Below are 24,050 nucleotides of genomic sequence, written 5' to 3'. Positions count from 1 at the left end.
AATCACTTCGGCAGGCTGCCGGCGCCCAGATGGCGATCCGCGCAGTCCGCGCCGGCTTGTCCGCCGCCGGCAGCGCCATGCCCCTGGTCGGATCCAGCCGCCATGCGCTTTCGGAGCACCAATGCCTCCCATGTCCGTCCCCAGCATCCTCGTCGTCGATGATTCGCCGTCCCTGCGCCGCATGATTGCCGCGTGCCTGCGGGCCGGCGGCTATGCGGTGACCGAGGCCGCCGACGGCGACCAGGCGCGCGCACTGGCCATGGAGACCGGCTTCGACATGCTGCTGACCGACCAGGTCATGCCGGGCATGGACGGATTGACGCTGATCCGCCACCTGCGCGCCACCGAACGCTATGCGGGCATTCCCATCCTGATGCTGACCACGGAAGCCGACGAGCGTATCCGCGAACAGGCGCGCGAGGCGGGGGCTTCGGGCTTCTTGCCCAAGCCGTTCGATCCCGATCAGCTGATGGCCGCCGTGGCCGCATTGGCTGGCTGAATGGCCATCCCCCTCTAACGAAGGGGGTGGTTTGTCGCGAGTCGCCCTTCAGACACTCGCCGCGCTGCCGTAAATAACGGGGGACAAAGTGAAAGTCCCCGTGCCGCTGCCGCCTGCATGCTGTCGGCGGGCACGAGTCACAGCAGCCAACCGGGGGGCAAGCAACCATGAAGCATATCGACAAGGTGGAAGGCGCCGGCGAGGAATTCCTGACCTTCACGCTCGGCCGAGAGGAATACGGCGTTGACATCCTGAAGGTCCAGGAGATCCGCGGCTACGAGTCCGTGACGCAGATTGCCAATGCGCCGGACTACATCAAGGGCGTGATCAACCTGCGCGGCAAGATCGTCCCGATCATCGACCTGCGCATCAAGTTCCGCCAGGAAAAGGTCAGCTACGACCAGTACACCGTCGTGATCATCGTCGACCTGAGCGACCGCACCACCGGCATCGTCGTCGATGGCGTGTCGGATGTGCTGACGCTGGCGCCCGACCAGATCCGGGCCACGCCGCATTTCACCAGCGAGCTTGCCACCGACTATATCCGCGGCCTCGGCTCGGTCGACTCGCGCATGCTGATCCTGGTGAACATCGAAAAGCTCCTCAACACCGACGAGCTCGCCGCGCTCGAAGTGCTGTCCTGAGCCCGCCAAAGGCCCCGGTTGCCCGGCCACGGGATCCAATCCCGCCTGGCCCGGCCAGTATCACCGGCACGTACCACGTGCCGTCGCCCCCAAACCGCTTTGAGTTGTGCCGCCGTCGTAGCCGCAGTCCCGAAGCCAGCCGTTAATGTCATACATGCGAAACAACCAACCCGTCACGCAAAACGAATACGCGCTTTCTCCTGACGACTACCTGATTTCGCGCACGGACCTGAAGGGCCGCATCACCTTTGCCAACCGCACGTTCATCGAGGCCAGCGGCTTCAGCGCGCAGGAACTGCTGGGCGCGGCGCACAACCTCGTGCGACATCCCGATATGCCCCCGGAAGCGTTCGCCGACCTGTGGCAGAACATCCAGGCCGGCCGTTCGTGGGTGGGCGTGGTCAAGAACCGCCGCAAGAATGGCGACTACTACTGGGTCAGCGCTACGGTCACGCCGACCCATGTCGATGGCCGGCTGGCAGGCTACACCTCGGTGCGTTCGATGGCGACGCGCGAGCAGATCGAAGCCGCCAGCGCTGCCTATGCGCGCTTTCGCGAGGGGCGCGCGAATGGCCTGGCCATTCGGGAAGGCGAGGTGGTACGCACCGGCCTGGCCGGCGTCTTCGGTCGCGCCACGCGCCTGAACCTGCGCCGGCGCATCCTGTGGTCGCAAGCCGGCGGGCTGGTGTGGTTCCTGGCCGCGCTGCTGGGCGCCGAAGCCTTTGGCGGTGCCGCCATCGGCGCCGTGCGCCCGTGGTTGTGGGGCGGCTTTGCGCTGGCCGTGGCCACCGCCTTTGTCACCGGCACGATGCTGCTGTCGCGCGTGCATCGTCCGGTGAGCCAGATGCTCGACTTTGCGCTGCGCATGGGCGCGGGCGATCTCACCACCAGCTTCGAACACCGCGCGCGCGATGAAGTGGGCGCGCTTGCGCAGGCCATGCAGACCATGCAGCGCAGCCTGCTGTCTGTCGTGCATGAGATCCAGGAAGGGATGGCCAGCATTTCGTCGGCAACACGCCAGGTGGCCGCGGGCAATAACGACCTGTCGCAGCGCACGGAGCAGCAGGCCGCGTCGTTGGAAGAAACGGCATCGAGCATGGAGGAGCTGACCAGCACGGTGCGCCAGAACGCGGACAACGCGCGGCAGGCGAGCGGGCTGGCGGCGAACGCGTCGGAAACCGCGGTGCGCGGCGGGGAGGTGGTCGGTCGCGTGGTCAACACGATGGAAGAGATCAACGATGCGTCGCGCAAGATCGTCGACATCATCGGCGTGATCGAAGGCATTGCGTTCCAGACCAACATCCTGGCGCTGAATGCGGCCGTGGAAGCGGCGCGGGCCGGCGAGCAGGGCCGCGGCTTCGCGGTGGTGGCGGGCGAGGTGCGCAGCCTGGCGCAGCGCAGCGCGAACGCGGCGAAGGAAATCAAGGGCCTGATCGGCGACACCGTGGCGCGCGTGGACAACGGCACGGCGCTGGTGGGCCGGGCGGGCACGACGATGAACGAGATCGTGCAGGCGGTGAAGCGCGTGACCGACATCATGGGCGAGATCAGCGCGGCGTCGGCCGAACAGAGTTCGGGCATCGAGCAGGTGAACCAGGCCGTGGCGCAGATGGACGAGGTGACGCAGCAGAACGCGGCACTGGTGGAACAGGCAGCGGCCGCGGCAGGTGCGCTCGAAGAGCAGGCCGGGCGCCTGCGCGACGCGGTGGCGACATTCCGCGTCAGCATGCAGGCAGAGGTGCGTCCGCAACGGCCGCGCCGCGCCGACATGGCGCAGCCAATGTCCCTGGCGCAGACCTGAGACTGGAGCCCGGGGCGTACAAGATCATTCGTTTAAGGGGGGAGTTTCTATGCATTGGTTCAATCAACTGCGGGTCACGACCAGGCTGGTTGGCGGGTTCCTGGTGGTCGCCGTGATCGGCGCTTTCATGGGGCTGCTGGGCGTCGTCAACATGGGGCGCATGGCCGACTGGACGGGCAAGATCTACAACAACGACTTACAGGCGCTGAAAGCCGTGCAGGATGCCAATATCAACCTGGTCTATGCCAGCCGCGCGCAGATCGCGCTGCTGTCGGCGTCGACCATGGGCGAGCGCAGCATCGAGAAAGAGCAGATCGCCAAGTCGCTCGCGACCATGGAGGAGCGCATCAAGCAGGTGGCCGACACGTTCGAGCAACCGGAGGGCCAGGCGCTGGTCAAGCAGTACCGGACCCTCACGCCGGCGTTCCGCGAACGCATGGGCAAATATACGGAGCTGGTCAGCAAGCAGCCGCTCGATACCTCGCAGTTCGAAAGCACCGTCTTCAGCGAAAGCGCCGACCTGCTCAAGGACAGCCACGCGCTCGAAGAGGTCATGGCGAAGATGGTCAAGCGTCGCGATGACCGCGCGCGCAACAACATGGAGGAAGCGCGCAGCGTGTACACCGGCACCCGCCTGTGGATGCTCGGGCTGGTGCTTGGTGGACTGGCGCTGTCCGTGCTGCTCGGCGCATTGCTGGCGCGCGCGCTGTCGCGCCAGCTCGGCGGCGAGCCCGCCTATGCCGTGGCCATTGCCTCGCGCATTGCCGAAGGGGATTTCTCGGCCGAGGTGACGACGCGCGCTGGCGACCGCGACAGCCTGGTCCACGCGATGAAGCAGATGCAGCAGCAGCTCTCGGGCATGGTGCGCGACTTCAAGGAATCGGCGGAATCCATCGGCACGGCCTCGCGCGAAATCGCCGCGGGCAACAACGACCTGTCGCAGCGCACGGAGCAGCAGGCCGCGTCGTTGGAAGAAACGGCATCGAGCATGGAGGAGCTGACCAGCACGGTGCGCCAGAACGCGGACAACGCGCGGCAGGCGAGCGGGCTGGCGGCGAACGCGTCGGAAACCGCGGTGCGCGGCGGCGAAGTGGTCGGTCGCGTGGTCAACACGATGGAAGAGATCAACGATGCGTCGCGCAAGATCGTCGACATCATCGGCGTGATCGAAGGCATTGCGTTCCAGACCAACATCCTGGCGCTGAATGCGGCCGTGGAAGCGGCGCGTGCCGGCGAGCAGGGCCGCGGCTTCGCGGTGGTGGCGGGCGAGGTGCGCAGCCTGGCGCAGCGCAGCGCGAACGCGGCGAAGGAAATCAAGGGCCTGATCGGCGACACCGTGGCGCGCGTGGACAACGGCACGGCGCTGGTGGGCCAGGCGGGCACGACGATGAACGAGATCGTGCAGGCGGTGAAGCGTGTGACCGACATCATGGGCGAGATCAGCGCGGCGTCGGCCGAACAGAGTTCGGGCATCGAGCAGGTGAACCAGGCCGTGGCGCAGATGGACGAGGTGACGCAGCAGAACGCGGCGCTGGTGGAACAGGCGGCGGCCGCCGCTGGTTCGCTCCAGGACCAGGCGGGTCGCCTGCAGACGGCAGTTGGCACATTCCGCCTGGGTGCGGATGGCACGCCTGCGCCGGCCCGCTTCGAGCCGGCCGCTTCGGTCCGGACCGCCGTGCGGCCGTCCGGCAAGGCCAGGCCGCAAGCCGCGCGCAAGACCGCGCGGGCCGGCAAGGCGGCGCAGGACGTTGCTCCGGCGGTATCCGCGGCAGCCGATGCCGCCAGTGAACCGGTGACCCAGCCGGCCACGACCGTCCGCGCGGCCCCGCGGGCGGCCGTGCCCGCCACGGCGGACAACGGGGACTGGAGCGCGTTCTGAGCCCCGGCGGCCGGCAAACGTTGCAACGGGTTGCCGGCCGCCTTTGCCTTCGATGCCATGAATACCAATATCACCCTGGCCTTGTCGCCAGATGACGTGGCCAGGCTGCGCCGCGAGTTCGTCGATTTCGTCGCCCTGTCGACGAACTTCGACAAGGACTTCCTGCCGCCTGAGTTCAATGACTTCCTGCGGGCCCGGCTGCTCCAGCACGACGGTCCGCTGACGGAACGCGCGGTCATGCGGCTGCTGGCCAGCGGCGAATATGGCTGGGCGCGCAAGGTGTTCGACAAGCAGTTGCCCAATGCCCTCTCGTCGCTGATGCGCGATGCGCGGCGATTCGGCTTTGGCCTGGCCGTGCAGTCGGACTGGACGCCGCAACAGCGCTTCGAGCATGCGCGCGAGTGGGCGGCCCAGGTGCTGGCCGAGTGCGGCGCCGATGCCGCGTTCACCGAAGCGCTTGCCTCCCAGGTTGCTGCTTCGGCAGAGGATGTCCGGGTGCTGGAGGAGCGCATGCGTGCGCCGGCATGGGTGCTGGCGGAAAGCCTGCGGCAGCGCGCCTATGACCTGATGTATGCGTTGCAGACCGAGGAAAACGAGACCCTGGGGCGTTCGCGAGTCGGAGAATTGCGGGCCACGCTGACGCTGGCGCTGCAGTACGGATCGGTCCAGGCCGAAGAAGCCAACCGCGTACTCGAACAGGCCGCGCGGGCGCGGCCGCATCTGTTCCAGGAAGCGCCCGATGATGTGTTCGCCCGGCTGGCCGCGTGGTTGCGGCGACTGTTCAGTTCGTCACATTCGGGTTCGTCAATAGTGGAATCCCGGTAAACGCCGCCGAATCAGCGGATGCAATGACTTAGTCGTTGCAGCTTTGCGTTACATCAAACGTTTCAGGCCGGTTTTGTTACAAAATTTGGTCAGCCATGTATCTTTCGTGCGACATTAGGGTTCCCCCTGCGTAAGTAGGGATTGGCATGGCGGGCAGAATGCCGATATAAACGTGACAGTTTCACTTACACTCTGTAACACTTGTAACGATTCAGTGCGGAGAGTAAGGGAAGCCGGGCTGAAGTTCCTATTGTCGTACGTAGTACCCGTCTGAGACGCATGTAAACGATCTGGTCGCCGACAGCCCTCTACTGGGGCCGCCGGTAAGCGCCGGACAAGCGCAAGGCGGGTTTTTGGTAGCGGGGAAAAATTGGAAAGCAGTGAAGTTCTCCAGGAGATCAGGGAGGTTAACCTCGCCTATCTGCTGCTCGCACAACGCTTGGTGCGAGAAAACCAGGTAGAAGCCATGTTCAGGCTTGGTGTCAGCAAGGAAATTGCTGACATCCTCGCCAAGCTGACGTCGGCGCAACTCGTGAAGCTCGCGGCATCGAACATGGTGCTGTGCAGGTTCCGCTTTGACGACCACGCGCTTCTGTCCACCCTCACCCATACGGCCAAGAGCCACGATATGCAGCAGATGCACGCTGCAATCCTGCTTGCCCGTCAGCCTGTGGAGTCGCTCAATTGACCGCGCTCCTGCAGGCGCCTTCCACGCGCAGCATTGCCTCCGCGTCGGTTCCCAGCCGCAAGAGCGTACTCCAGGATGCCAACCAGACCCAGCTCGCCATCGAACTGATCGGCCTGGGTGCGCGCCTGCAGGTGCTCGAGGCCGAGACCACGCTCTCGCGCGACCGGCTGATCCGCCTCTACAAGGAGCTGCGGGGCGTTTCACCGCCCAAGGGCATGCTCCCGTTCTCGACGGACTGGTTCACCACCTGGCTGCCGAATATCCACTCGTCGGTGTTCTTCTCCGCGTACCAGTTCATGGTGCAGGAAGGCGAGACCGTGGGTATCCGTGCGGTGGTGGCTGCATACCGTCTGTATCTCGAGCATGTTTCGCTGCTCGGCGGCGAAATTGTCTTAAGTTTCACCCGTGCCTGGACGTTAGTACGGTTCTTCGAGAGCAATATGCTGCAGCTTTCCGGTTGCACGTGTTGCGGCGGAAAGTTCGTCACGCACGCCTATGAGCCGCACGCGAACTTCGTGTGCAGCCTGTGCCGTCCGCCATCGCGTGCCGGGAAGGTGAAGAAGCAGCCCTCGAAGAACGCCGCCGCCTTGCAGACCGAAGCCTGATCCTGGTTGAGGTCCGCCAGGCTGGCAAGCTGCGCAGCACTGGCGGACCGGATGTCCCAGTCCGCCCTGTGCAACGGGCAATCGTGCGTGATAGACGCGCTTTTTTGACGGGGATCCGATCGTGCTAGTAGTTCTTGGCTATATCGTCGTGGTAGCGGCGGTGCTTGGCGGTTATGCCATGACCGGCGGCCACATGGGCGCGCTATATCAACCGGCGGAGCTTGTGATCATCGGTGGCGCTGCCGCCGGTGCCTTCATCGCCACCAATACCACCAAGGCCCTCAAGGCGACGCTCAAGGCGCTGCCGGGCCTGTTCAAGAGCTCCAAGTACAAGAAGGAACTGTACCTGGACGTCATGTCGCTGCTGTACGTGCTGCTGTCCAAGGCACGCCGCGAAGGCATCCTGTTCCTCGAGAAGGAAATTGCCGACCCGGCTGCGAGCAGCGTGTTCAGCCAGTATCCGCGCATCCTGTCCGACCCCGTCGTGATGGAGTTCCTGACCGACTACCTGCGCATGATGGTCAACGGCAACATGAATGCGTTCGAGATCGAGGCCCTGATGGACCACGAGATCGAAACCTTCCGCCACGAGGCCGAGATTCCCGCGCATGCGCTGTCGCGCGTCGGCGATGCGCTGCCCGCGTTCGGCATCGTGGCCGCAGTGATGGGCGTGGTGCATGCGCTGGCTTCGGCCGACCTGCCGCCGGCCGAGCTCGGCGCGCTGATCGCCCACGCCATGGTCGGTACGTTCCTGGGCATCCTGCTGGCCTACGGCTTTGTTTCGCCGCTGGCGGCGCGCATCGAGCTGCAGGTGTCGGAGAACGTCAAGGTCTACGAGTGCATCAAGGTCGTCCTGCTGGCTTCGCTCAATGGCTACGCACCGCTGGTGGCCGTGGAGTTCGGACGCAAGGTGCTGTACTCCACGGTGCGGCCGTCGTTCCTCGAGCTGGACGACCACGTCCGCGAAGTCAAGAGCCTGAGCTGATCCTGCCGAGACACCGTCATGAGCAGCGCAAACGATATGCGTCCGATCATCGTCCGCAGGGCGAAGTCGCACGCCAAGCCACATGGCAACCACAGCTGGAAGATTGCCTACGCCGACTTCATGACGGCGATGATGGCGCTCTTCCTGGTGCTGTGGCTGCTGTCCAGCGCCAACAAGAAAACCCTCGAAGGCGTTGCCGAGTATTTCCGCATGCCGCTGAAAGTCGCCATTGTCGGCGGCGAAAAAAGCAGCCAGTCGCCCAGCGTGATTCCCGGCGGCGGCCTGGACGTGATGCGCAAGGACGGCGAAGTCGCGCGTGCGCATGACAATGACCCGTCCGCGGAACAGCGCCGCAACGAATACCAGGAAGCGCAGCGCCTGCGAGCGCTCAAGAGCCGGCTCGAAGAGATCATCGAGAACAACCCGATGCTCAGGCAATTCCGCCCGCAGCTGCTGCTCGACATCACCAGCGAAGGCCTGCGCATCCAGATCCTCGATACGCAGAACCGCCCGATGTTCCGGACCGGCCGCGCGGAGGTGGAGCCGTATATGCGCGCGATCCTGCGCGAGATCGGCCCGGTCCTCAACGAACTGCCCAACAAGGTCAGCCTGTCCGGCCACACGGATGCCGCCAATTATTCCAACGGCGAGCGCACGTACAGCAACTGGGAACTGTCCAGCGACCGCGCCAATGCCTCGCGGCGCGAGCTGATCGCCGGTGGCATGCAGGAAGGCAAAGTGCTGCGCGTGCTGGGACTGGCGGCCACCATGCCGCTGGACAAGGGCGACCTGCTCGCCCCGGTGAACCGGCGCATCAGCATCGTGGTGCTGAACCACAAGGCCCAGGCCAGGTTCGAGGCGGAGAACGCCAGCGCGGCGGAGGTCACGGTGCAGGCCCAGGCCGGCAAGGCGGCCGGCGCGATGCAGCAAGGGCTGGCCGCGTCCGCCCCGGCGGCGCCCAAGGCAAAGACGGAATGATGCGTTGCCGCCATGCACGGCGGCAGCGCTTAGCGCAGTAACTTAGTGAGTCAGGACGCCAATGTCTGTCGATATCGATATCACACAGTTTTACCAGACCTTCTTTGAAGAAGCGGAAGAGCTGCTCGTTGAAATGGAGCAGCTGCTGCTTGGCCTGGACATCGAGTCGCCCGACCCGGAAGACCTCAACGCGATCTTCCGTGCCGCGCACTCCATCAAGGGCGGCGCGGCGACCTTCGGGTTCGCGGCACTGACCGAAACCACGCATATCTTCGAGAACCTGCTGGACCGTACGCGCCGCCAGGAACTGGCGTTGTCCAGGACCATCATCGACACCTTTCTGGAAACCAAGGACGTGTTGCAAGATCAGCTCAACGCCTACCGAAACGGCACCGAACCCGATCCGCAAACGCTGGCGCGCATTTGCGCCGTGCTGCAGCAGCTGGCCCAGGAGGCGAACGGCACGGCCGCACCTGCGCCGGCAGCCGCGCCGGCGCCCGCTGCAGCCGCAGCCCCCGCCGCCGCGGCCGTTGGCGGTGGCCTGAAGGTCCGGCTGATCAAGGTGTCCGCCTCCGATCAGGCCCTGCTGCGCGAAGAGCTTGCCAACCTGGGCGAGATCACCGGCCAGCAGGAAGAAAACGGCGAACTGGTGATCTGGCTGAACAGCCAGTGCGACGCCGACGACATCATCGCGGTCTGTTGCTTCGTGATCGATACCGACCAGATCGTGGTCGAGGTCGCCGGAGCTTCCGCCACGGCCGCCCCGGCCGCGGAGCCCGTCGCAGCGCCTGCCGCCGCACCCGCACCCACACCCGTTTCGGCACCGGCAGCCGCCGCGCCGGCTGCACCGGCGGCCAAGGAAAAGGCCAGGCCGGCGGCCGCCGCTGCGCACAGCCAGGAATCCGGTTCGATCCGCGTGCCGACCGAAAAGGTCGACCAGATCATCAACCTGGTGGGCGAACTGGTCATTACCCAGTCGATGCTGGCGCAGACGGCGTCCTCGCTCGACCCGGTGCTGTTCGACCGCCTGTTCTCCGGCATGGGCCAGCTTGAGCGCAATGCGCGCGACCTGCAGGAGTCGGTGATGTCCATCCGCATGATGCCGATGGACTATGTGTTCTCGCGTTTCCCGCGCCTGGTGCGCGACCTGGCTGGCAAGCTCGGCAAGCAGATCGACTTGGTCACGTTCGGCAAGGCGACCGAGCTCGACAAGAGCCTGATCGAACGCATCATCGACCCGCTGACCCACCTGGTGCGCAACAGCCTGGACCATGGCATCGAGACACCGGACAAGCGCGTGGCCGCGGGCAAGGACCCTACCGGCCAACTCATCCTGTCCGCGCAGCATCATGGCGGCAACATCGTGATCGAGGTCAGTGACGACGGCGGTGGCCTGAACCGCGAACGCATCCTGGCCAAGGCGATCCAGAACGGCCTGCCCGTGTCCGAGAACATCAGCGACGAGGAAGTCTGGCAACTGATCTTCGCGCCGGGCTTCTCGACGGCCGAAGTGGTGACCGACGTGTCGGGCCGCGGCGTGGGGATGGACGTGGTCAAGCGCAACATCCAGGAGATGGGCGGCCACGTGGAAATCAGCTGCCGTCCGGGCCTGGGCACCACCATCCGCATCGTGCTGCCGCTGACGCTGGCGATCCTTGACGGCATGTCGGTCAGGGTCGGCGAGGAAACCTTCATCCTGCCGCTGAATTGCGTGATGGAATCGCTGCAGCCGAAGTCCGAGGACATCCATACCGCGGCCAACTCTGACCGCGTCATGCATGTGCGTGGCGAGTACCTGCCGCTGCTGGAGATGCACCGCGTCTTCAACGTGGCCGACGCGCTGCAAGAGCCGACGCAAGGGATCGCCGTGATCCTGCAAGCCGAAGGCAAGCGCTTCGCCCTGCTGGTGGACCAGCTCATCGGCCAGCACCAGGTCGTGCTGAAAAACCTGGAAACGAACTACCGCAAGGTGCCGTGCATTTCCGCCGCCACCATCCTGGGCGACGGCAGCGTGGCGCTGATCGTCGATGTCGGGGCGCTGCAGCGCACCGGCGTGCGCCGGCAGGAACCCGCGCTGGCCCAGTAATCGTCCAATCAAAGGAGAACTAGACATCATGGCCGGCATCGGACAGATCGATACCCCCGGAAGCGAGGCTTCTGGCCAGGAGTTCCTGGTGTTCACGCTGGGGACGGAAGAGTACGGGATCGACATCCTCAAGGTGCAGGAGATCCGCAGCTATGAAACCGTGACGCGCATTGCCAGCGCACCGGACTTCATGAAGGGCGTGACCAACCTGCGCGGCGTGATCGTGCCCATCGTCGACCTGCGGCTGAAGTTCCGCCTGGGCAACGTGCGCTACGACCACCAGACCGTGGTGATCATCCTGAACGTGGCGGGCCGCGTGGTGGGCATCGTCGTCGATGGCGTGTCCGACGTGCTGACGCTGACCGGCGACGCCATCAAGCCGGCCCCGGAGTTCGGCGTGTCGGTGTCCACCGAGCACCTGACGGGCCTGGCCACGGTCGAGGGCCGCATGCTGGTGCTGATCGACATCGAGCGCCTGATCACCAGCCCGGATATGGAACTGATCGAAGCCGAGGCTGCGTAAGCGGCGCCTCTGGCGCAACCATCCGCAGCCCCCAGCGTTACCAAGCCTTGCCACGCGAACCCATGACGCCCAACCGTACCGCCGCCAGCTTTGCCCAAGGCGCGCCAGCCGCCACCGCGGCGGCAGCCGCCTTGCGGCGCGACGAGTCGCGCGATTTCCTGCTGACGGAGCGCGATTTCGAGAAAATCCGCGCGCTGATTCACCGGCGTGCGGGCATTTCGCTGGGCAGCCACAAGCGCGAAATGGTGTACTCGCGCCTGGCGCGGCGCCTGCGGGCGCTGCAGCTGGCAGACTTCGCCAGCTACCTCGCCATCCTGGATGCCGACGACGCATCGCCGGAGTGGGAGTATTTCACCAACTCGCTCACCACCAACCTGACATCGTTCTTCCGCGAGGCGCATCACTTCCCCTTGCTGGCCGAGCATGCCAAGAAGACCGGCAGGCCGTACAGCGTCTGGTGCTGCGCGGCATCGACGGGGGAAGAGCCGTACTCGATCGCCATGACGCTGGCCGAGGCGCTCGGCGATCGCGCGGCGACGGTGCTGGCCACCGATATCGACACGCAGGTACTGGCCAAGGCGCGCGCCGGCGTGTATTCGGAAGAGCAGGTCGCGCGCCTCTCGCCAGAGCGGCTCAAGCGCTTCTTCCTGAAAGGCACCGGCCAGCGCGCGGGCTCGGTCAAGGTCAAGCCCGAGGTGGCATCCGCCATCACGTTCGAGCCGCTCAACCTGCTTGCGCCCGACTGGGGCATCCGCGAACGCTTCGATGTGATCTTCTGCCGTAACGTGATGATCTACTTCGACAAGCCGACGCAGGGCCGCATCCTGGAGCGCTTCGCGCCGTTGCTCAAGCCGGGCGGCCTGCTGTTCGCCGGCCATTCGGAGAACTTCTCCTACGTCACGCGCGCGTTCCAGCTGCGCGGCCAGACCGTGTACGAACTGGCGACGGACGCCGCCCGCGCAGGAAGGCTCTGATGCGTACGCCCCACCTTCCCGAAGCCATTGCCACGCGCAAGTACTTCGATCGCGAGTTCGATCGCCAGGCGATCAAGCTGCTGCCGAACGAGTACTACGTGACCGGCGAGGATGTGGTGCTGACCACCGTGCTCGGCTCCTGCGTCGCCGCGTGCATTCGCGACGAAAAGGCCGGCGTGGGCGGCATGAACCATTTCATGCTGCCCGATGACGAAGGCGGTACTGCAGACCGCATGCTGTCCGCGTCGATGCGCTATGGCTGCTACGCGCTGGAAGTGCTGATCAACGAGCTGCTCAAGATGGGCGCGCGGCGCGAGCGCCTGGAGGCCAAGGTCTTCGGCGGCGGCGCGGTGCTTGCCAACATGACCACGCTGAACATTGGCGACCGCAACGCGGATTTCGTGTTGCGCTACCTGAAGACCGAAGAAATCCGCGTGGCCGCGCAGGACCTGCGCGGCCCGCATGCAAGGCGCGTGAGCTATTTCCCGGTCACCGGCCTGGCATTGGTGCGCCGCCTGACGCGCCAGGACGACCAGGTCTCGGTCGAACGCGACGAGCGCGCGCTGGCGCGCGCCATCGCGACGTCCGGCACGGCGCCGGCGCGAGGCGGAGAGCTCTTTGGGCGCGCGCCGGCGACGCGCGTGCCTTCCTGAACGAACAGAACGCAGAACGACTATGACTGCTGCCAAGATCAAGGTGCTGTGCGTGGATGACTCCGCGCTGATCCGCAGCCTGATGACGGAAATCATCAACAGCCAGCCCGACATGGAAGTGGTCGGGACTGCGCCGGACCCGCTCGTGGCGCGTGACATGATCAAGCGCCTGAATCCCGACGTGCTCACGCTCGACGTCGAAATGCCGCGCATGGACGGCCTGGACTTCCTGGAGCGGCTGATGCGGCTGCGCCCGATGCCGGTGCTGATGGTGTCGTCGCTGACCGAGCGCGGTTCCGAGATCACCATGCGCGCGCTGGAGCTGGGCGCGGTGGACTTCGTCACCAAGCCGAAGCTGGGCATCCGCGACGGCCTGATGGACTACACCGACACCATCGCGGACAAGATCCGCGCCGCGTCGCGCGCACGCGTGCGCCAGGCCCATGTGCCGGAAACCGGCACGGCCGCCGCCGCGCCGATCCTGCGCAGCCCGCTGCTGTCGACCGAGAAGCTGATCATCCTGGGTGCCTCGACCGGCGGCACGGAGGCGATCAAGGAATTCCTGATGCCACTGCCCCCGGACAGCCCTGCCGTGCTGATCGTGCAGCATATGCCGGCAGGCTTTACGCGTTCGTTCGCGCAGCGCCTGGAGGGCCTGTGCCGCATCACGGTCAAGGAAGCCGTGCACGGCGAACGCGTGCTGCCCGGCTACGCCTACATTGCGCCCGGAGATTCGCACCTGCGCCTGGCACGCAGCGGGGCCAACTACGTGGCTCACCTGTCGCAGGAAGCGCCGGTCAACCGCCATCGCCCCTCCGTGGACGTGCTGTTTGATTCGGCCGCCGAACACGGCGGCAAGAACGTGATTGGCGTGATCCTGACCGGCATGGGCAAGGATGGCGCCAAGGGCATGATGCGGATGCGCGAAGCCGGTGCCTACAACCTGGCGCAGGATGAAAGCACCTGTATCGTGTTTGGCATGCCGAAGGAGGCGATCGCCGCCGGCGGCGTGCATGAAGTCGTGCCTTTGCACGCGATGACCCAGCGCGTGATGGCGCGGCTGGCCACTTACGGGACCCGCGCGCAACGGGTCTGAGATAACGGAGCCGGACTGTTTCCGACTGGTCCGGACCCGACAAACGAACGACATTCCACAACTGCATCTACCGGAGCCTTAAAAGTGGACAAGAGCATCAGGATCCTCGTGGTCGACGACTTCCCGACCATGCGTCGGATCATTCGCAACCTGCTCAAGGAGCTGGGCTTCAATAACGTCGAGGAAGCCGAAGACGGCGCCGCCGGGCTGGAGAAGGCCAGGGACGGCAGCTTCCAGTTCGTGATCTCCGACTGGAACATGCCCAATATGGACGGCCTGAGCATGCTGCAGGCGATCCGCGCCGACGCCGCCATCGGCAAGACGCCGGTGCTGATGGTGACGGCCGAAGCCAAGAAGGAGAACATCATTGCCGCGGCCCAGGCCGGCGCCAACGGCTACGTGGTCAAGCCGTTCACCGCCGCGACGCTGGACGAGAAGATCACCAAGATCTTCGAGAAGCTGGGCGGCTGAAGCCGACGGAGCGTCCCATGACCCCGACTATTCCGAACGATTCCGCCGAACAACTGATCCTGCGCATCGGCAACCTGACGCGGATGCTGCGCGACAACATGCGCGAGCTCGGCCTTGACAAGGAAATCGAGCGCGCCGCCCAGGCCATTCCCGATGCACGCGACCGCCTGAACTACATTGCGGTCATGACCGAGCAGGCGGCCGAGCGCACGCTCAATGCCGTGGAGCTGGCCCAGCCGATCCAGTCCGCCATCGAGCAGCAGGCCGAAGGCCTGGACAAGCGCTGGGACGCCTGGTTCGAAACGCCGGTCGAGCTCGGCGATGCCCGCGCGCTGGTGCTCGACACGCGCGCCTTCCTGGCCGAGGTGCCGAAGCAGGCCCGCGCCACCGGCAGCCATCTGCTGGACATCATGATGGCGCAGGACTTCCAGGACCTGACCGGCCAGGTCATCAAGAAGATGATGGACATGATCCGCACGCTCGAGCATGAGTTGCTCCAGGTGCTGATCGAGAACGTGCCGACGGAGCGCCGCACGGAGGTCCAGGCCGCCACGCTGCTCAACGGTCCGCAAGTCAATCCCGAGGGCAAGGCGGATGTGGTGTCCGACCAGTCCCAGGTGGACGACCTGCTGGCCAGCCTGGGGTTCTGAGGCGTAAAAAAGGGGCGCGCGGTTCCAGCCCTCTCCCGCTTGCGGGAGAGGGAGCAAACATTTTTTTTTCCGTTCGTCGTGAAGGTGGCGCGACAGCCCGCCGAGCCGCTTCCTAACCTCCTAGCTGGAAGCGATTGGAGAGTTCTTCGACGATTGACGCCTGTAGTCTGTCGCGCGATACCTTGAGTGGATCACGATCGGCGGACGATGCCATCCAACGCTTGAACTCGACAAACGCCATTGGACTGATTGTTGTCATGCGAGCCATTCGTCCGGTCACGGAAACGATTGGTGTCGAAAAAGGTGTGGCTCCTAGCAAGACATTCGCGCGTCGCGCTTGGACAGCCCAGAGATCGTCTTCATCGTCGGTTAGTTGAAGCGGGTGGGGATCAAGGTCTGCCGCCTCACGACGCAGGATGTCCACCTCGAACCCTTTTGCGTTCACTGCCGTAAAGAGTTGATCGTCCCGAATCTCAAACGTGCTATCTACCTTTCGTAGCACATCCAGCATCGAGAGCTCCAAGTTCTTCATTCGGGAAGCAAACTGCAGGCGCTTGCGCGTATCCCAAAGGAGGTCGACGTCGCGCGTTGCGAGCGCGCGTTCTTGCAAGCGAACCCCGGCCGCCGCTTCATATGCGTATAGGGCGTGTGTCCCGATGACGATGAAATGCTCGGCGATATTGAGCCGTGCCATTACCTGCAAGATGGCGACGAGGATGTCTGGCGCGCGTCCGACGCGGACCGCCCGGTTCAGGCGACGATGCCGGTCAAGCTCGTCGGTGAGAGTCTTCAACCTCGTTTCGGCGGCTTCCTTACGCGTGACGAATCGGGAATACATCTCCTCGGTCTTCTCGGAACGCACCCCCAAGCTTTTCTGCTTGTTGTCGACGCCAGTTCGTATCAGGTACTCGCGGCCTTTCGCGGTTCTCCACAGCATGCCGCCACGGACTTCTGCGGCCTTGGCTCGAGCTGATTCCCACGCTTCGAACACGGCTTTCGCATCGACGAACTGTCGCAGTGCATCCTCATCCAGGTCGATCCAGGGATCCATGGCGTTTCAGTATAAAACTGGCGTATGGAGAGTTTATACTGAAACCTCTTTGTGCTAAAGGCGCCGCTCATGCCAATGAGCGATGACCGGGCGCACGCCTTCGGCGGGCCTGTTACTTGATTCGCCGCTGGGATGCTCGTGCACCTAACCCTATGTCGTGACGGCGCAAGTAACCATGCCCAACTAGCGCTGCGACTCCACAACCTCCAACCCATTCTCAACACACCATTGCCTCAGCGCTCTTTCAACAGCCTCGGCTTCAAATGCATACCACAGCTCCAGAATGCCTTTGCGCTCCAGCAACCCCTTGAAACGAGCATAAGCCCCTTTCCGTCTGAAGTCTCCTTTCACCTGTTCGTAGCACTCAGGAATCTTGTCTTCAACAAACTCAAGCGCGAGATATTTTCCCAGACCGAGTTCTGTCTGATGCGGTATCTCAAGGTAGCGGTCCGACGTCTCGAGGTCGTCAGGAATCTCTTCCTCAACGACGTCGTTGACATTTGAAGTCCAATAGAATTTGCCCGTATCGATCGAGACATACGCGTTGTTCTCGTACGGCGCTCCAGAGCTAACGAAGTCGAAAGCCATGGAAAGATCGTCAAATTTGATGGCGACCATGCCAGACTCCATGATGGCAAGTTGAACGACCCCAGAGATGTTCGGCGATAGCCGGCATCGGTCTTTTCATGGGACCAACGCACCATAGTACCGTAGCTCTTGCCGTGGCCCGGCAGCCCGAATCCATCGACATCAGTGCCTATTGCGTCGCTGCGCGACTAGTACCTCGACCTCACACGGATGTTAAGAAGTCTGGGAGGCCTTTTCGTTCGCTTTCAACAGAACAACCCCTCGAGCAATCGCGCCGCAGAAAAGAATAACGCCAACCCTTCCGGGTTGGCGTTCAGTGAGCGGGCCAAGGCGCCTTCAGCGCACCGCATGCCGGCGGCTTCGTCAGCATATCCGCTAAAGACTCCCGACCCGTCCGCCGTTAACCCAGACGGTCCCTCATTTCCCAAACAGCACCCAATTCACCCGCCTTTTCGCGCGAATGGGAATCCCACCCCGCTTCGATAATCCCCGCTGACGAATAGCGGCCTGCCGCTTCGCACGGAGCGTGGATGTCCGAAGAAAGCGATCTCGAGAAGACCGAACCCGCCTCACCCCGGCGCCTGGAAAAGGCGCGCGAGGAGGGGCAGGTCGTTCGCTCGCGCGAGCTCGCCACATTGATCATGCTGACCACCGGCGTGGCCGGCCTGTGGACGTTCGGTGGCGTGCTGGGCCGCGCGCTGGATACCGTCATGCGGCAGTCGCTGCGCTTCGAGCCTGCCACGGCGTTCGATCCCTCGCGCATGCTGACGGCCTTCGCCAGCGTGATCTGGGAAAGCCTGCTTGCCTTCCTGCCGTTGCTGCTGCTGTTCGGCGTGGCAGCACTGGCCGCGCCGTTGCTGACCGGAGGCTGGACCTTCTCCACCAAGGTCCTGGCGCCGAACTTTGGCCGCATGTCGCCGCTCTCGGGACTGGGCCGGATGTTCTCCGCGCATTCGCTGGCGGAACTGTTCAAAACCATCGCGAAGTCCTTGCTGGTCGGCAGTGTCGGCGCCTGGGTCGTCTGGCACCGCCTGCCCGACGCCATCGCGCTGATGAACGCGCCGGTCCAGGAGGCCTTGCTGCACATGCTGGACATGGTCCTGCATTGCTGCCTGGCGGTGGTGCTGTCGCTGCTGGTCGTGGCCGCCATCGACGTGCCATGGCAGTTCTACGAGCACTTCAAGAAGCTGCGCATGACCAAGGAAGAGGTCAAGCAGGAATTCAAGGAAAGCGAAGGCGACCCGCATATCAAGGGCCGCATCCGCCAGCAGCAGCGTGCCATGGCACGGCGCCGGATGATGGCGGAAGTGCCCAAGGCCGACGTGGTGGTGACCAACCCCACGCACTTTGCCGTGGCGCTGCGCTATGAGGAAGGCCGCATGGGTGCGCCGCGCGTGGTGGCCAAGGGTACCGACGAGGTCGCCGCGCGCATCCGCGCCCTGGCGGCCGAGCACCGCATTCCGCTGATGTCCGCGCCGCCGCTGGCGCGCGCGCTGCACCGCCACGTGGAACTGAACCGCGAAATCCCGGCCGGCCTCTATGCCGCCGTCGCCGAGGTCCTGGCCTGGGTCTATCAACTGAAACACTGGCACTACTCGCAGGGCCCGCAGCCGTCCGCGCCCGTCGACCTCATGGTGCCGGATGAACTTGCCGTTCCGGAAAGCCGCGCATGAACGCTTTGAACTCCCTGCTGAACCTGCCTGGCCTGCGCAATGCCGGCCAGCTGAAGGCGATGACCGGGCCGCTGCTGATCGTCATGATCCTCGGGATGATGATCCTGCCGCTGCCCGCGTTCGTGCTGGACCTGTTGTTCACGTTCAATATCGCGCTGGCGATCATGGTGCTGATGGTCAGCATGTACACGCAGAAGCCGCTCGATTTCGCGGCGTTTCCGGCGGTGCTGCTGTTCACGACGCTGCTGCGCCTGTCGCTCAACGTGGCGTCGACGCGCGTTGTGCTGCTGGAGGGCCATACCGGTCCGGACGCCGCCGGCAAGGTCATCGAGGCGTTCGGCCACTTCCTGGTCGGTGGCAACTTCGCGGTCGGCATCGTGGTGTTCGCGATCCTGGTGGTGATCAACTTCATGGTCATCACCAAGGGCGCGGGGCGGATTGCCGAGGTGGGCGCGCGCTTCATGCTGGATTCCATGCCCGGCAAGCAGATGTCGATCGACGCCGACCTGAACGCCGGCCTGATCAACGAAGAGCAGGCCAAGAAGCGCCGCGCCGAAGTCGCGCAGGAGTCGGACTTCTACGGCGCCATGGACGGCGCCAGCAAGTTCGTGCGCGGCGATGCCGTGGCCGGCCTGCTGATCATGTTTATCAACGTCGCCGCCGGCATGGTAGTGGGCATGGTCCAGCATGACCTGGACTTCGGCACCGCCGTGCACAACTACACGCTGCTGACCATTGGCGACGGCCTGGTCGCGCAGATCCCGGCATTGGTGATCTCGACGGCCGCCGGCGTGATCGTGTCGCGCGTGTCGAACGAACAGGACGTGGGCGAGCAGCTCACCGGCCAGCTCTTTACGAACCCGCGCGTGCTGTACCTGACGGCCGGCATTATCGGCATGATGGGCATCATCCCCGGCATGCCGCATATCGCCTTCCTGCTGCTGGCCGGCGGCATGGCCTGGCTGGGACGCCATCTGGCGCGCCGGGCGGTCACCACGGAACAGACCCGGCAGCGCGAAGAGCGCGCGCCGGCCGCGGCACAGGAATCGACCGAAGCAAGCTGGGACGACGTCACGCTGGTCGACCCGCTTGGCATGGAAGTCGGCTATCGCCTGATCACGCTGGTGGACCGCGCACAGGATGGCGAACTGCTTGGCCGCATCAAGAGCATCCGCAAGAAAGTGGCGCAGGAGATCGGCTTCCTGGTGCCGGTCGTGCATATCCGGGACAACCTCGAACTCAAGCCTAACGCCTACCGCATTACGCTCAAGGGCGTCGAGATCGGACGTGGCGAAGCCATGCCGGGCCAGTGGATGGCGATCAACCCGGGGCAGGTCAGCGGCACGCTGCCCGGCGCGGCGACGAAGGATCCCGCCTTTGGCCTGCCCGCTGTCTGGATCGACGCCGGCATGAAGGAGCAGGCGCAGGCCTACGGCTACACCGTGGTGGACGCCGGCACCGTGGTCGCCACGCACCTGAACCACCTGATCCACATGCATGCCGCCGAGTTGCTGGGCCGCCAGGAAGTGCAGTTGCTGCTCGATCGCATCGCCAAGGAAGCGCCGAAGCTCACCGAGGACCTGGTGCCCAAGGCGATCTCGCTCACGGCGCTGCAGAAGATCCTGCAGAACCTGCTCGACGAAGGCGTGCCCATCCGCGACATGCGGACCATCCTCGACGTGATCGCCGAGCACGCCCCGAAGATCAGCGACCCGAACGAGTTGACTGCGCTGGTGCGCCAGTCGCTGGGCCGGGCCATTACGCAGCAGCTGTTCCCCAATGGCGCGGACCTGCAGGTGATCGGCCTCGATGCCGGCCTCGAACGCGTGCTGTCGCAGGCGCTCACCAATGGCGGCGGCATCGAGCCAGGACTGGCCGATGCGCTGCTGCAGCAGACCCAGGGTGCCGTCGTCCGGCAGGAGCAGATGGGGCTGGATCCGGTGCTGCTGGTGCCGTCGCAGTTGCGCCCCCTGATGGCGCGCTTCCTGCGGCGCACCATGCCGCAGCTGAGGGTGTTGTCCCATGCCGAAGTGCCGGACAACCGCAATATCCGTATTACCGCAATGATCGGTGCGTGAGGAACGCAAGATGAGCGTAGCGAAATTCGTCGCGGCCAACGGCCGTGAAGCCATGCGCAAGGTGCGCGAAGCCATGGGCCCCGACGCCGTGGTGCTGTCCAACCGCACCATCGACGGCGGCGTCGAGATCGTCGCCATGCGCGATGCCGATCTCAGCGCCACCTCGGCCGGCGCGCAAGTCTACGTTGCGCCGGAGCCAGTCGTGGCAGCGCCCGAGCCGGCCGCCATCGGCGACCTGCGCGGCGAGCTGCAGTCCATGCGCGCGCTGCTCGAACGCCAGCTGGCGGGGCTGGCTCCGGCGGCCGCCACGAGCGCGGTGGCCGCGGGCGATCCGCTGCGCGAATCGCTGTTTGGCTGGATGGTCGGGGCCGGCTTCTCGGCGCAGCTCGCGCGCACGCTGCTGGCCAGGCTGCCGGTAGGCTGCGACCGACCGGCGGCCATGACGTGGATCCGCGCCGAGTTGGCCAGCAAGGTGCCGGTGCTCGGCAACGAAGATGCCTTGTTCGACCAGGGCGGCGTGCTGGCGCTGATCGGGCCCACCGGCGTGGGCAAGACCACCACCACCGCCAAGCTCGCGGCGCGCTACGTGCTGCGCCACGGCCCCGAGCGCCTGGCGCTGCTGACCACCGACAGCTTCCGTATCGGCGCGCACGAGCAGCTGCGCATCTACGGCGACATCCTGGGCGTGCCCGTGCATGCGGTGAAAGATGCCGCCGACCTGCGCTTCGCGCTGGCGGCGATGAAGGACAAGCACCTGGTGATCATCGATACCGTCGGCATGAGCCAGCGCGACCGCAACCTGTCCGAGCAGATCGCCATGCTCGCGGGCGTGCAGGCGCCGGTACAGCGCGTGCTGCTGCTTAACGGCGCCAGCCATGGCGACACCCTCAATGAAGTGGTGCATGCCTACCGCCATGACGCCGTGCCCGAAGGCGGCGGTGTCGACGGCTGCATCATCAGCAAAGTGGATGAAGCCACGCACGTGGGCTCCGTGCTGGACGTGGTGATCCGTCACCGCCTGCCGGTGTTCTACGTGTCGACCGGACAACGCGTGCCGGAGCACCTCGAACTCGCCAATGGCGCCACGATGGTCGAGCGCGCCTTCCTGACGCCGCGCCGCGGTTCGGTGTTTGCCGATGCCGACGCGGCGCGCAGGCAGGCCGGCAGCCTGGACGACGCACCGGCCCGCCAGGGCGGTGCCGATGACGTGCTGCGTTCGCTGACCGACAGCGCGGATGCGCTGGGCCAGTGCGTAAGCGAACTCAATGCCGCGCAGCATGGCTTTGAACTGGCTCGCCAGCTCTGGCAGCAGCGCGCTGCCGACGCGCCCACGCTGCGGCCGATGGCGCAGCAGGTGCGCGAGGCTGTCTGCCGCGACGTGCACCGCGAATGCGACCAGTTCGTGCTGTCGCTGGCGGCCACGCTGCAGGTGCCCGTCCCTGGCCGCCGCGCGCCGCAGTCGATGCTGCATACGCTATGGCTTGGCGATCGCATCGGCATGCCGCTGGCCGCCACGGTCACCCCGGCTGGCCGTGCTGGCCAGGCCATGGGCGAGGCCGAGGCCGAAGCCGCCACGCTGCGCGCCACGCTCGGTGCGGCCCGGCCTGTCGTCCATCTGGTCGATGCGCTGCCCGCGGCTGCCACGCTGACGCGCTGGCAGCAATCCGGCGAACGCTGGGTGGCCGCCGCGCGCAAGACCGCGCGCGTGATCTGCGGTGGCACCGCGTGGAAGCTGGACGCCCTGGCCGAAACGCTGACCTTCCACGCCGTGGGCGAAGTCCCGGTGCGCGGCCGCGATGCCGTACAGTGGCTGGCAACGACCGAGGTACGCGTGCCCGAGGGCCCCGTTCGCGGCCGCGGCGCGCCGGAAGGCGGCATCGACGCCCATCTCGTGATCGCAAGGACGGTCGACTACGCCTCGGGCGAGCTGCTCGATACTCGCTATCTGCTGTGCGATCCGCAACTGTCGGGCCACGCCGCGCAGGCCGCGCGCTGGTCGCTGTGGGCGGACAACGCCGAAGTCCAGTTCCGCACGCTGCGCCATGCGCTGGACCATTTCGCGCAAGACGGCGAGGGCGCCAGCGCCGCCGGCGGCGGCCTGGCCGCGCTCCAGCTGGGCGTGACCGCGCTGCGCCTGGAACATTCGCCGACGGTTACGGCGCCGGCCTTCCTGGCTCGCCTGGCGGGCCGCAGCGGGACGCGCCAGCCGGGCAGTGACGCGGTGGCCGGGCCGGTGCTGAATGAAGGCATGGGCCGCCTGCTGGCCTTGCTGGACGTGCTGGAAAGCTATCCGGGCCGCCAGTCGGATGGCACGCCTGATACCGTTGATCTCCTCGAAAGCGACGACACCGCCGCTGCCATCGGTGCCGCGCAACCTGCTGTGGCGGCGCCCGCCGGTCCGATGTCCGGACTGCCCGAACTCATGGCTCCGGGAGTCACGTCGTGAGCACGCTGGCGGTGGACCAGGCCGAGAGCCTGCGACGCATGCTGGCGCCGCGCGTCACGCGCCGCATCGCCGTGGTGGCCAGCGAACCGGGAGCGGGGGGAACCACCATTGCATCTGGCCTGGCGCATGCCTTGTCGATGCAAGGCGAACGCGTGCTGCTCGTCGATGAGGACCCGGCCGGCCGTGCCGTAAGACTGACCGGCGCGGAACCTGCCGGCTCGTTTGCCGACGTACGGGCAGGCCGCTTGACGCTGGAGGCAGCGCTCGGCGCGCGTCCGGCGGGCGCTGTCGCGGTATTGCCGGCTGGTACGCCCCAGTTGAACGTCGCGCAATGGCCCGATTCGCTGTCAGGCTTTCGCAGCGTGCTGATCGATGCCGTGACGGACGCGGACGGTGCGCTGTCCGCGCTGGCCGGCGCCGTGCACAACGTGCTGGTGGTGATGCGCCCGGAGCTGGCCTCGATCACCGCGGCCTATGCCTGCATCAAGCGCCTGCATCATCTGTACGCCTACCGGCATTTCCAGCTGGTGGTCAACATGGCGCCCGCCGACGCCGCGGTGCAGGCCATTGCCGGAAACCTGGCGCGCACCGCGCGACAATACCTTGGCGTCGAGATCGGCAGCGCTGGCTGGCTGCCCGCCGACCCGCTGGTGACGCGCAGCGTGCAGCTCGGGCGCTGTGTGGTGGAAGCCTACCCGGCTGCGCCAGCCACGATTGCATTGCGCCGGGCCGCCAGTGGCATGGGCGCATGGCCGTTGCGCGCAGAGCCTGTCACGGCCGCGCCATCCGCCGTGGCAGCCTGAACGCATGACCGTTCTCAACGGAAAACGACCCCGACCCTGACCCGCCGGCCCGCC

The 24,050-nt window shown here is 65.5% G+C and carries 22 protein-coding genes; 20 read left to right on the top strand and 2 right to left on the bottom strand.

The window, feature by feature from the left end:
* Positions 1-130: 130 nt before the first annotated feature.
* The 16 genes from ACIGJB_RS27840 to cheZ all read left to right on the top strand — a co-directional run bounded on the left by ACIGJB_RS27840 (position 131) and on the right by cheZ (position 15,357).
* On the top strand, positions 131-499 hold the full coding sequence (locus ACIGJB_RS27840) for a response regulator (RefSeq protein ID WP_483733178.1): 369 nt from the start codon (positions 131-133) through the stop codon (positions 497-499).
* 167 nt (positions 500-666) lie between these two features.
* A complete protein-coding gene (locus ACIGJB_RS27835; RefSeq protein WP_483733177.1) occupies positions 667-1,143 on the top strand; it encodes a chemotaxis protein CheW in 477 nt (158 codons plus the stop codon).
* A 154-nt stretch (positions 1,144-1,297) separates the two neighbouring features.
* Complete coding sequence (locus tag ACIGJB_RS27830; protein WP_483733176.1) at positions 1,298-2,944, top strand: methyl-accepting chemotaxis protein; 1,647 nt, start codon at positions 1,298-1,300, stop codon at positions 2,942-2,944.
* 49 nt (positions 2,945-2,993) lie between these two features.
* The gene (locus tag ACIGJB_RS27825; RefSeq protein WP_483733175.1) at positions 2,994-4,823 is read left to right on the top strand and encodes a methyl-accepting chemotaxis protein; all 1,830 of its coding nucleotides are present in this window, start codon (positions 2,994-2,996) and stop codon (positions 4,821-4,823) included.
* A 57-nt stretch (positions 4,824-4,880) separates the two neighbouring features.
* On the top strand, positions 4,881-5,648 hold the full coding sequence (locus ACIGJB_RS27820; protein WP_483733174.1) for a DUF4088 family protein: 768 nt from the start codon (positions 4,881-4,883) through the stop codon (positions 5,646-5,648).
* 370 nt (positions 5,649-6,018) lie between these two features.
* Positions 6,019-6,336: a flagellar transcriptional regulator FlhD gene (flhD, locus tag ACIGJB_RS27815; RefSeq protein ID WP_211950543.1), complete on the top strand. Its 318-nt coding sequence runs from the start codon at positions 6,019-6,021 to the stop codon at positions 6,334-6,336.
* On the top strand, positions 6,333-6,941 hold the full coding sequence (gene flhC, locus ACIGJB_RS27810) for a flagellar transcriptional regulator FlhC (RefSeq protein ID WP_483733173.1): 609 nt from the start codon (positions 6,333-6,335) through the stop codon (positions 6,939-6,941). Before flhD ends, flhC begins: the two co-directional genes overlap by 4 nt.
* 121 nt (positions 6,942-7,062) lie before the next feature.
* Positions 7,063-7,926: a flagellar motor stator protein MotA gene (gene motA / locus ACIGJB_RS27805; protein ID WP_011301714.1), complete on the top strand. Its 864-nt coding sequence runs from the start codon at positions 7,063-7,065 to the stop codon at positions 7,924-7,926.
* 18 nt (positions 7,927-7,944) lie between these two features.
* Positions 7,945-8,904, top strand: coding sequence for a flagellar motor protein MotB (gene motB, locus ACIGJB_RS27800; protein ID WP_483733172.1), 960 nt, complete (start codon positions 7,945-7,947; stop codon positions 8,902-8,904).
* Positions 8,905-8,965: 61 nt separating this feature from the next.
* A complete protein-coding gene (gene cheA, locus ACIGJB_RS27795; RefSeq protein WP_483733171.1) occupies positions 8,966-10,990 on the top strand; it encodes a chemotaxis protein CheA in 2,025 nt (674 codons plus the stop codon).
* A 28-nt stretch (positions 10,991-11,018) separates the two neighbouring features.
* Complete coding sequence (locus ACIGJB_RS27790; protein WP_483733170.1) at positions 11,019-11,513, top strand: chemotaxis protein CheW; 495 nt, start codon at positions 11,019-11,021, stop codon at positions 11,511-11,513.
* Positions 11,514-11,575: 62 nt separating this feature from the next.
* Positions 11,576-12,487: a CheR family methyltransferase gene (locus tag ACIGJB_RS27785; RefSeq protein ID WP_483733169.1), complete on the top strand. Its 912-nt coding sequence runs from the start codon at positions 11,576-11,578 to the stop codon at positions 12,485-12,487.
* Positions 12,487-13,140, top strand: coding sequence for a chemoreceptor glutamine deamidase CheD (gene cheD / locus ACIGJB_RS27780; protein WP_483712535.1), 654 nt, complete (start codon positions 12,487-12,489; stop codon positions 13,138-13,140). The genes ACIGJB_RS27785 and cheD overlap by 1 nt, the downstream gene beginning before the upstream one ends.
* A gap of 22 nt (positions 13,141-13,162) precedes the next feature.
* Positions 13,163-14,236, top strand: a complete 1,074-nt coding sequence (locus ACIGJB_RS27775; RefSeq protein WP_483733168.1) for a protein-glutamate methylesterase/protein-glutamine glutaminase — start codon at positions 13,163-13,165, stop codon at positions 14,234-14,236.
* Between the two features lie 84 nt (positions 14,237-14,320).
* The gene (gene cheY / locus ACIGJB_RS27770) at positions 14,321-14,707 is read left to right on the top strand and encodes a chemotaxis response regulator CheY (RefSeq protein ID WP_483733167.1); all 387 of its coding nucleotides are present in this window, start codon (positions 14,321-14,323) and stop codon (positions 14,705-14,707) included.
* Between the two features lie 17 nt (positions 14,708-14,724).
* Positions 14,725-15,357, top strand: a complete 633-nt coding sequence (gene cheZ / locus ACIGJB_RS27765; RefSeq protein WP_483733166.1) for a protein phosphatase CheZ — start codon at positions 14,725-14,727, stop codon at positions 15,355-15,357.
* A gap of 112 nt (positions 15,358-15,469) precedes the next feature.
* Here cheZ and ACIGJB_RS27760 read toward each other — a convergent pair whose 3' ends face one another.
* Together ACIGJB_RS27760 and ACIGJB_RS27755 are read right to left on the bottom strand one after the other, a co-directional pair.
* The gene (locus tag ACIGJB_RS27760) at positions 15,470-16,408 is read right to left on the bottom strand and encodes a GSU2403 family nucleotidyltransferase fold protein (protein WP_483733165.1); all 939 of its coding nucleotides are present in this window, start codon (positions 16,406-16,408) and stop codon (positions 15,470-15,472) included.
* Between the two features lie 183 nt (positions 16,409-16,591).
* Positions 16,592-17,026, bottom strand: a complete 435-nt coding sequence (locus ACIGJB_RS27755) for a hypothetical protein (protein ID WP_483733164.1) — start codon at positions 17,024-17,026, stop codon at positions 16,592-16,594.
* A gap of 500 nt (positions 17,027-17,526) precedes the next feature.
* Between ACIGJB_RS27755 and flhB the strand changes: the two genes are divergently transcribed.
* The 4 genes from flhB to ACIGJB_RS27735 are packed head-to-tail and all read left to right on the top strand — an operon-like array spanning position 17,527 to position 23,996.
* On the top strand, positions 17,527-18,669 hold the full coding sequence (gene flhB / locus ACIGJB_RS27750) for a flagellar biosynthesis protein FlhB (protein WP_483733163.1): 1,143 nt from the start codon (positions 17,527-17,529) through the stop codon (positions 18,667-18,669).
* Positions 18,666-20,747: a flagellar biosynthesis protein FlhA gene (flhA, locus tag ACIGJB_RS27745; protein WP_483733162.1), complete on the top strand. Its 2,082-nt coding sequence runs from the start codon at positions 18,666-18,668 to the stop codon at positions 20,745-20,747. Before flhB ends, flhA begins: the two co-directional genes overlap by 4 nt.
* Positions 20,748-20,757: 10 nt before the next feature.
* Positions 20,758-23,193 carry a flagellar biosynthesis GTPase FlhF gene (flhF, locus tag ACIGJB_RS27740; protein ID WP_483733161.1) on the top strand — a complete coding sequence of 812 codons (2,436 nt, stop codon included), beginning with the start codon at positions 20,758-20,760 and terminating at the stop codon, positions 23,191-23,193.
* On the top strand, positions 23,190-23,996 hold the full coding sequence (locus tag ACIGJB_RS27735) for a MinD/ParA family ATP-binding protein (RefSeq protein WP_483733160.1): 807 nt from the start codon (positions 23,190-23,192) through the stop codon (positions 23,994-23,996). The genes flhF and ACIGJB_RS27735 overlap by 4 nt, the downstream gene beginning before the upstream one ends.
* Positions 23,997-24,050 lie beyond the last annotated feature (54 nt).

It is taken from the genome of Cupriavidus sp. C2SS-8b (assembly GCF_057073745.1).
Note: the sequence above shows the minus strand (reverse complement) of the source record. Positions and strands in the feature narration are given on the sequence as shown.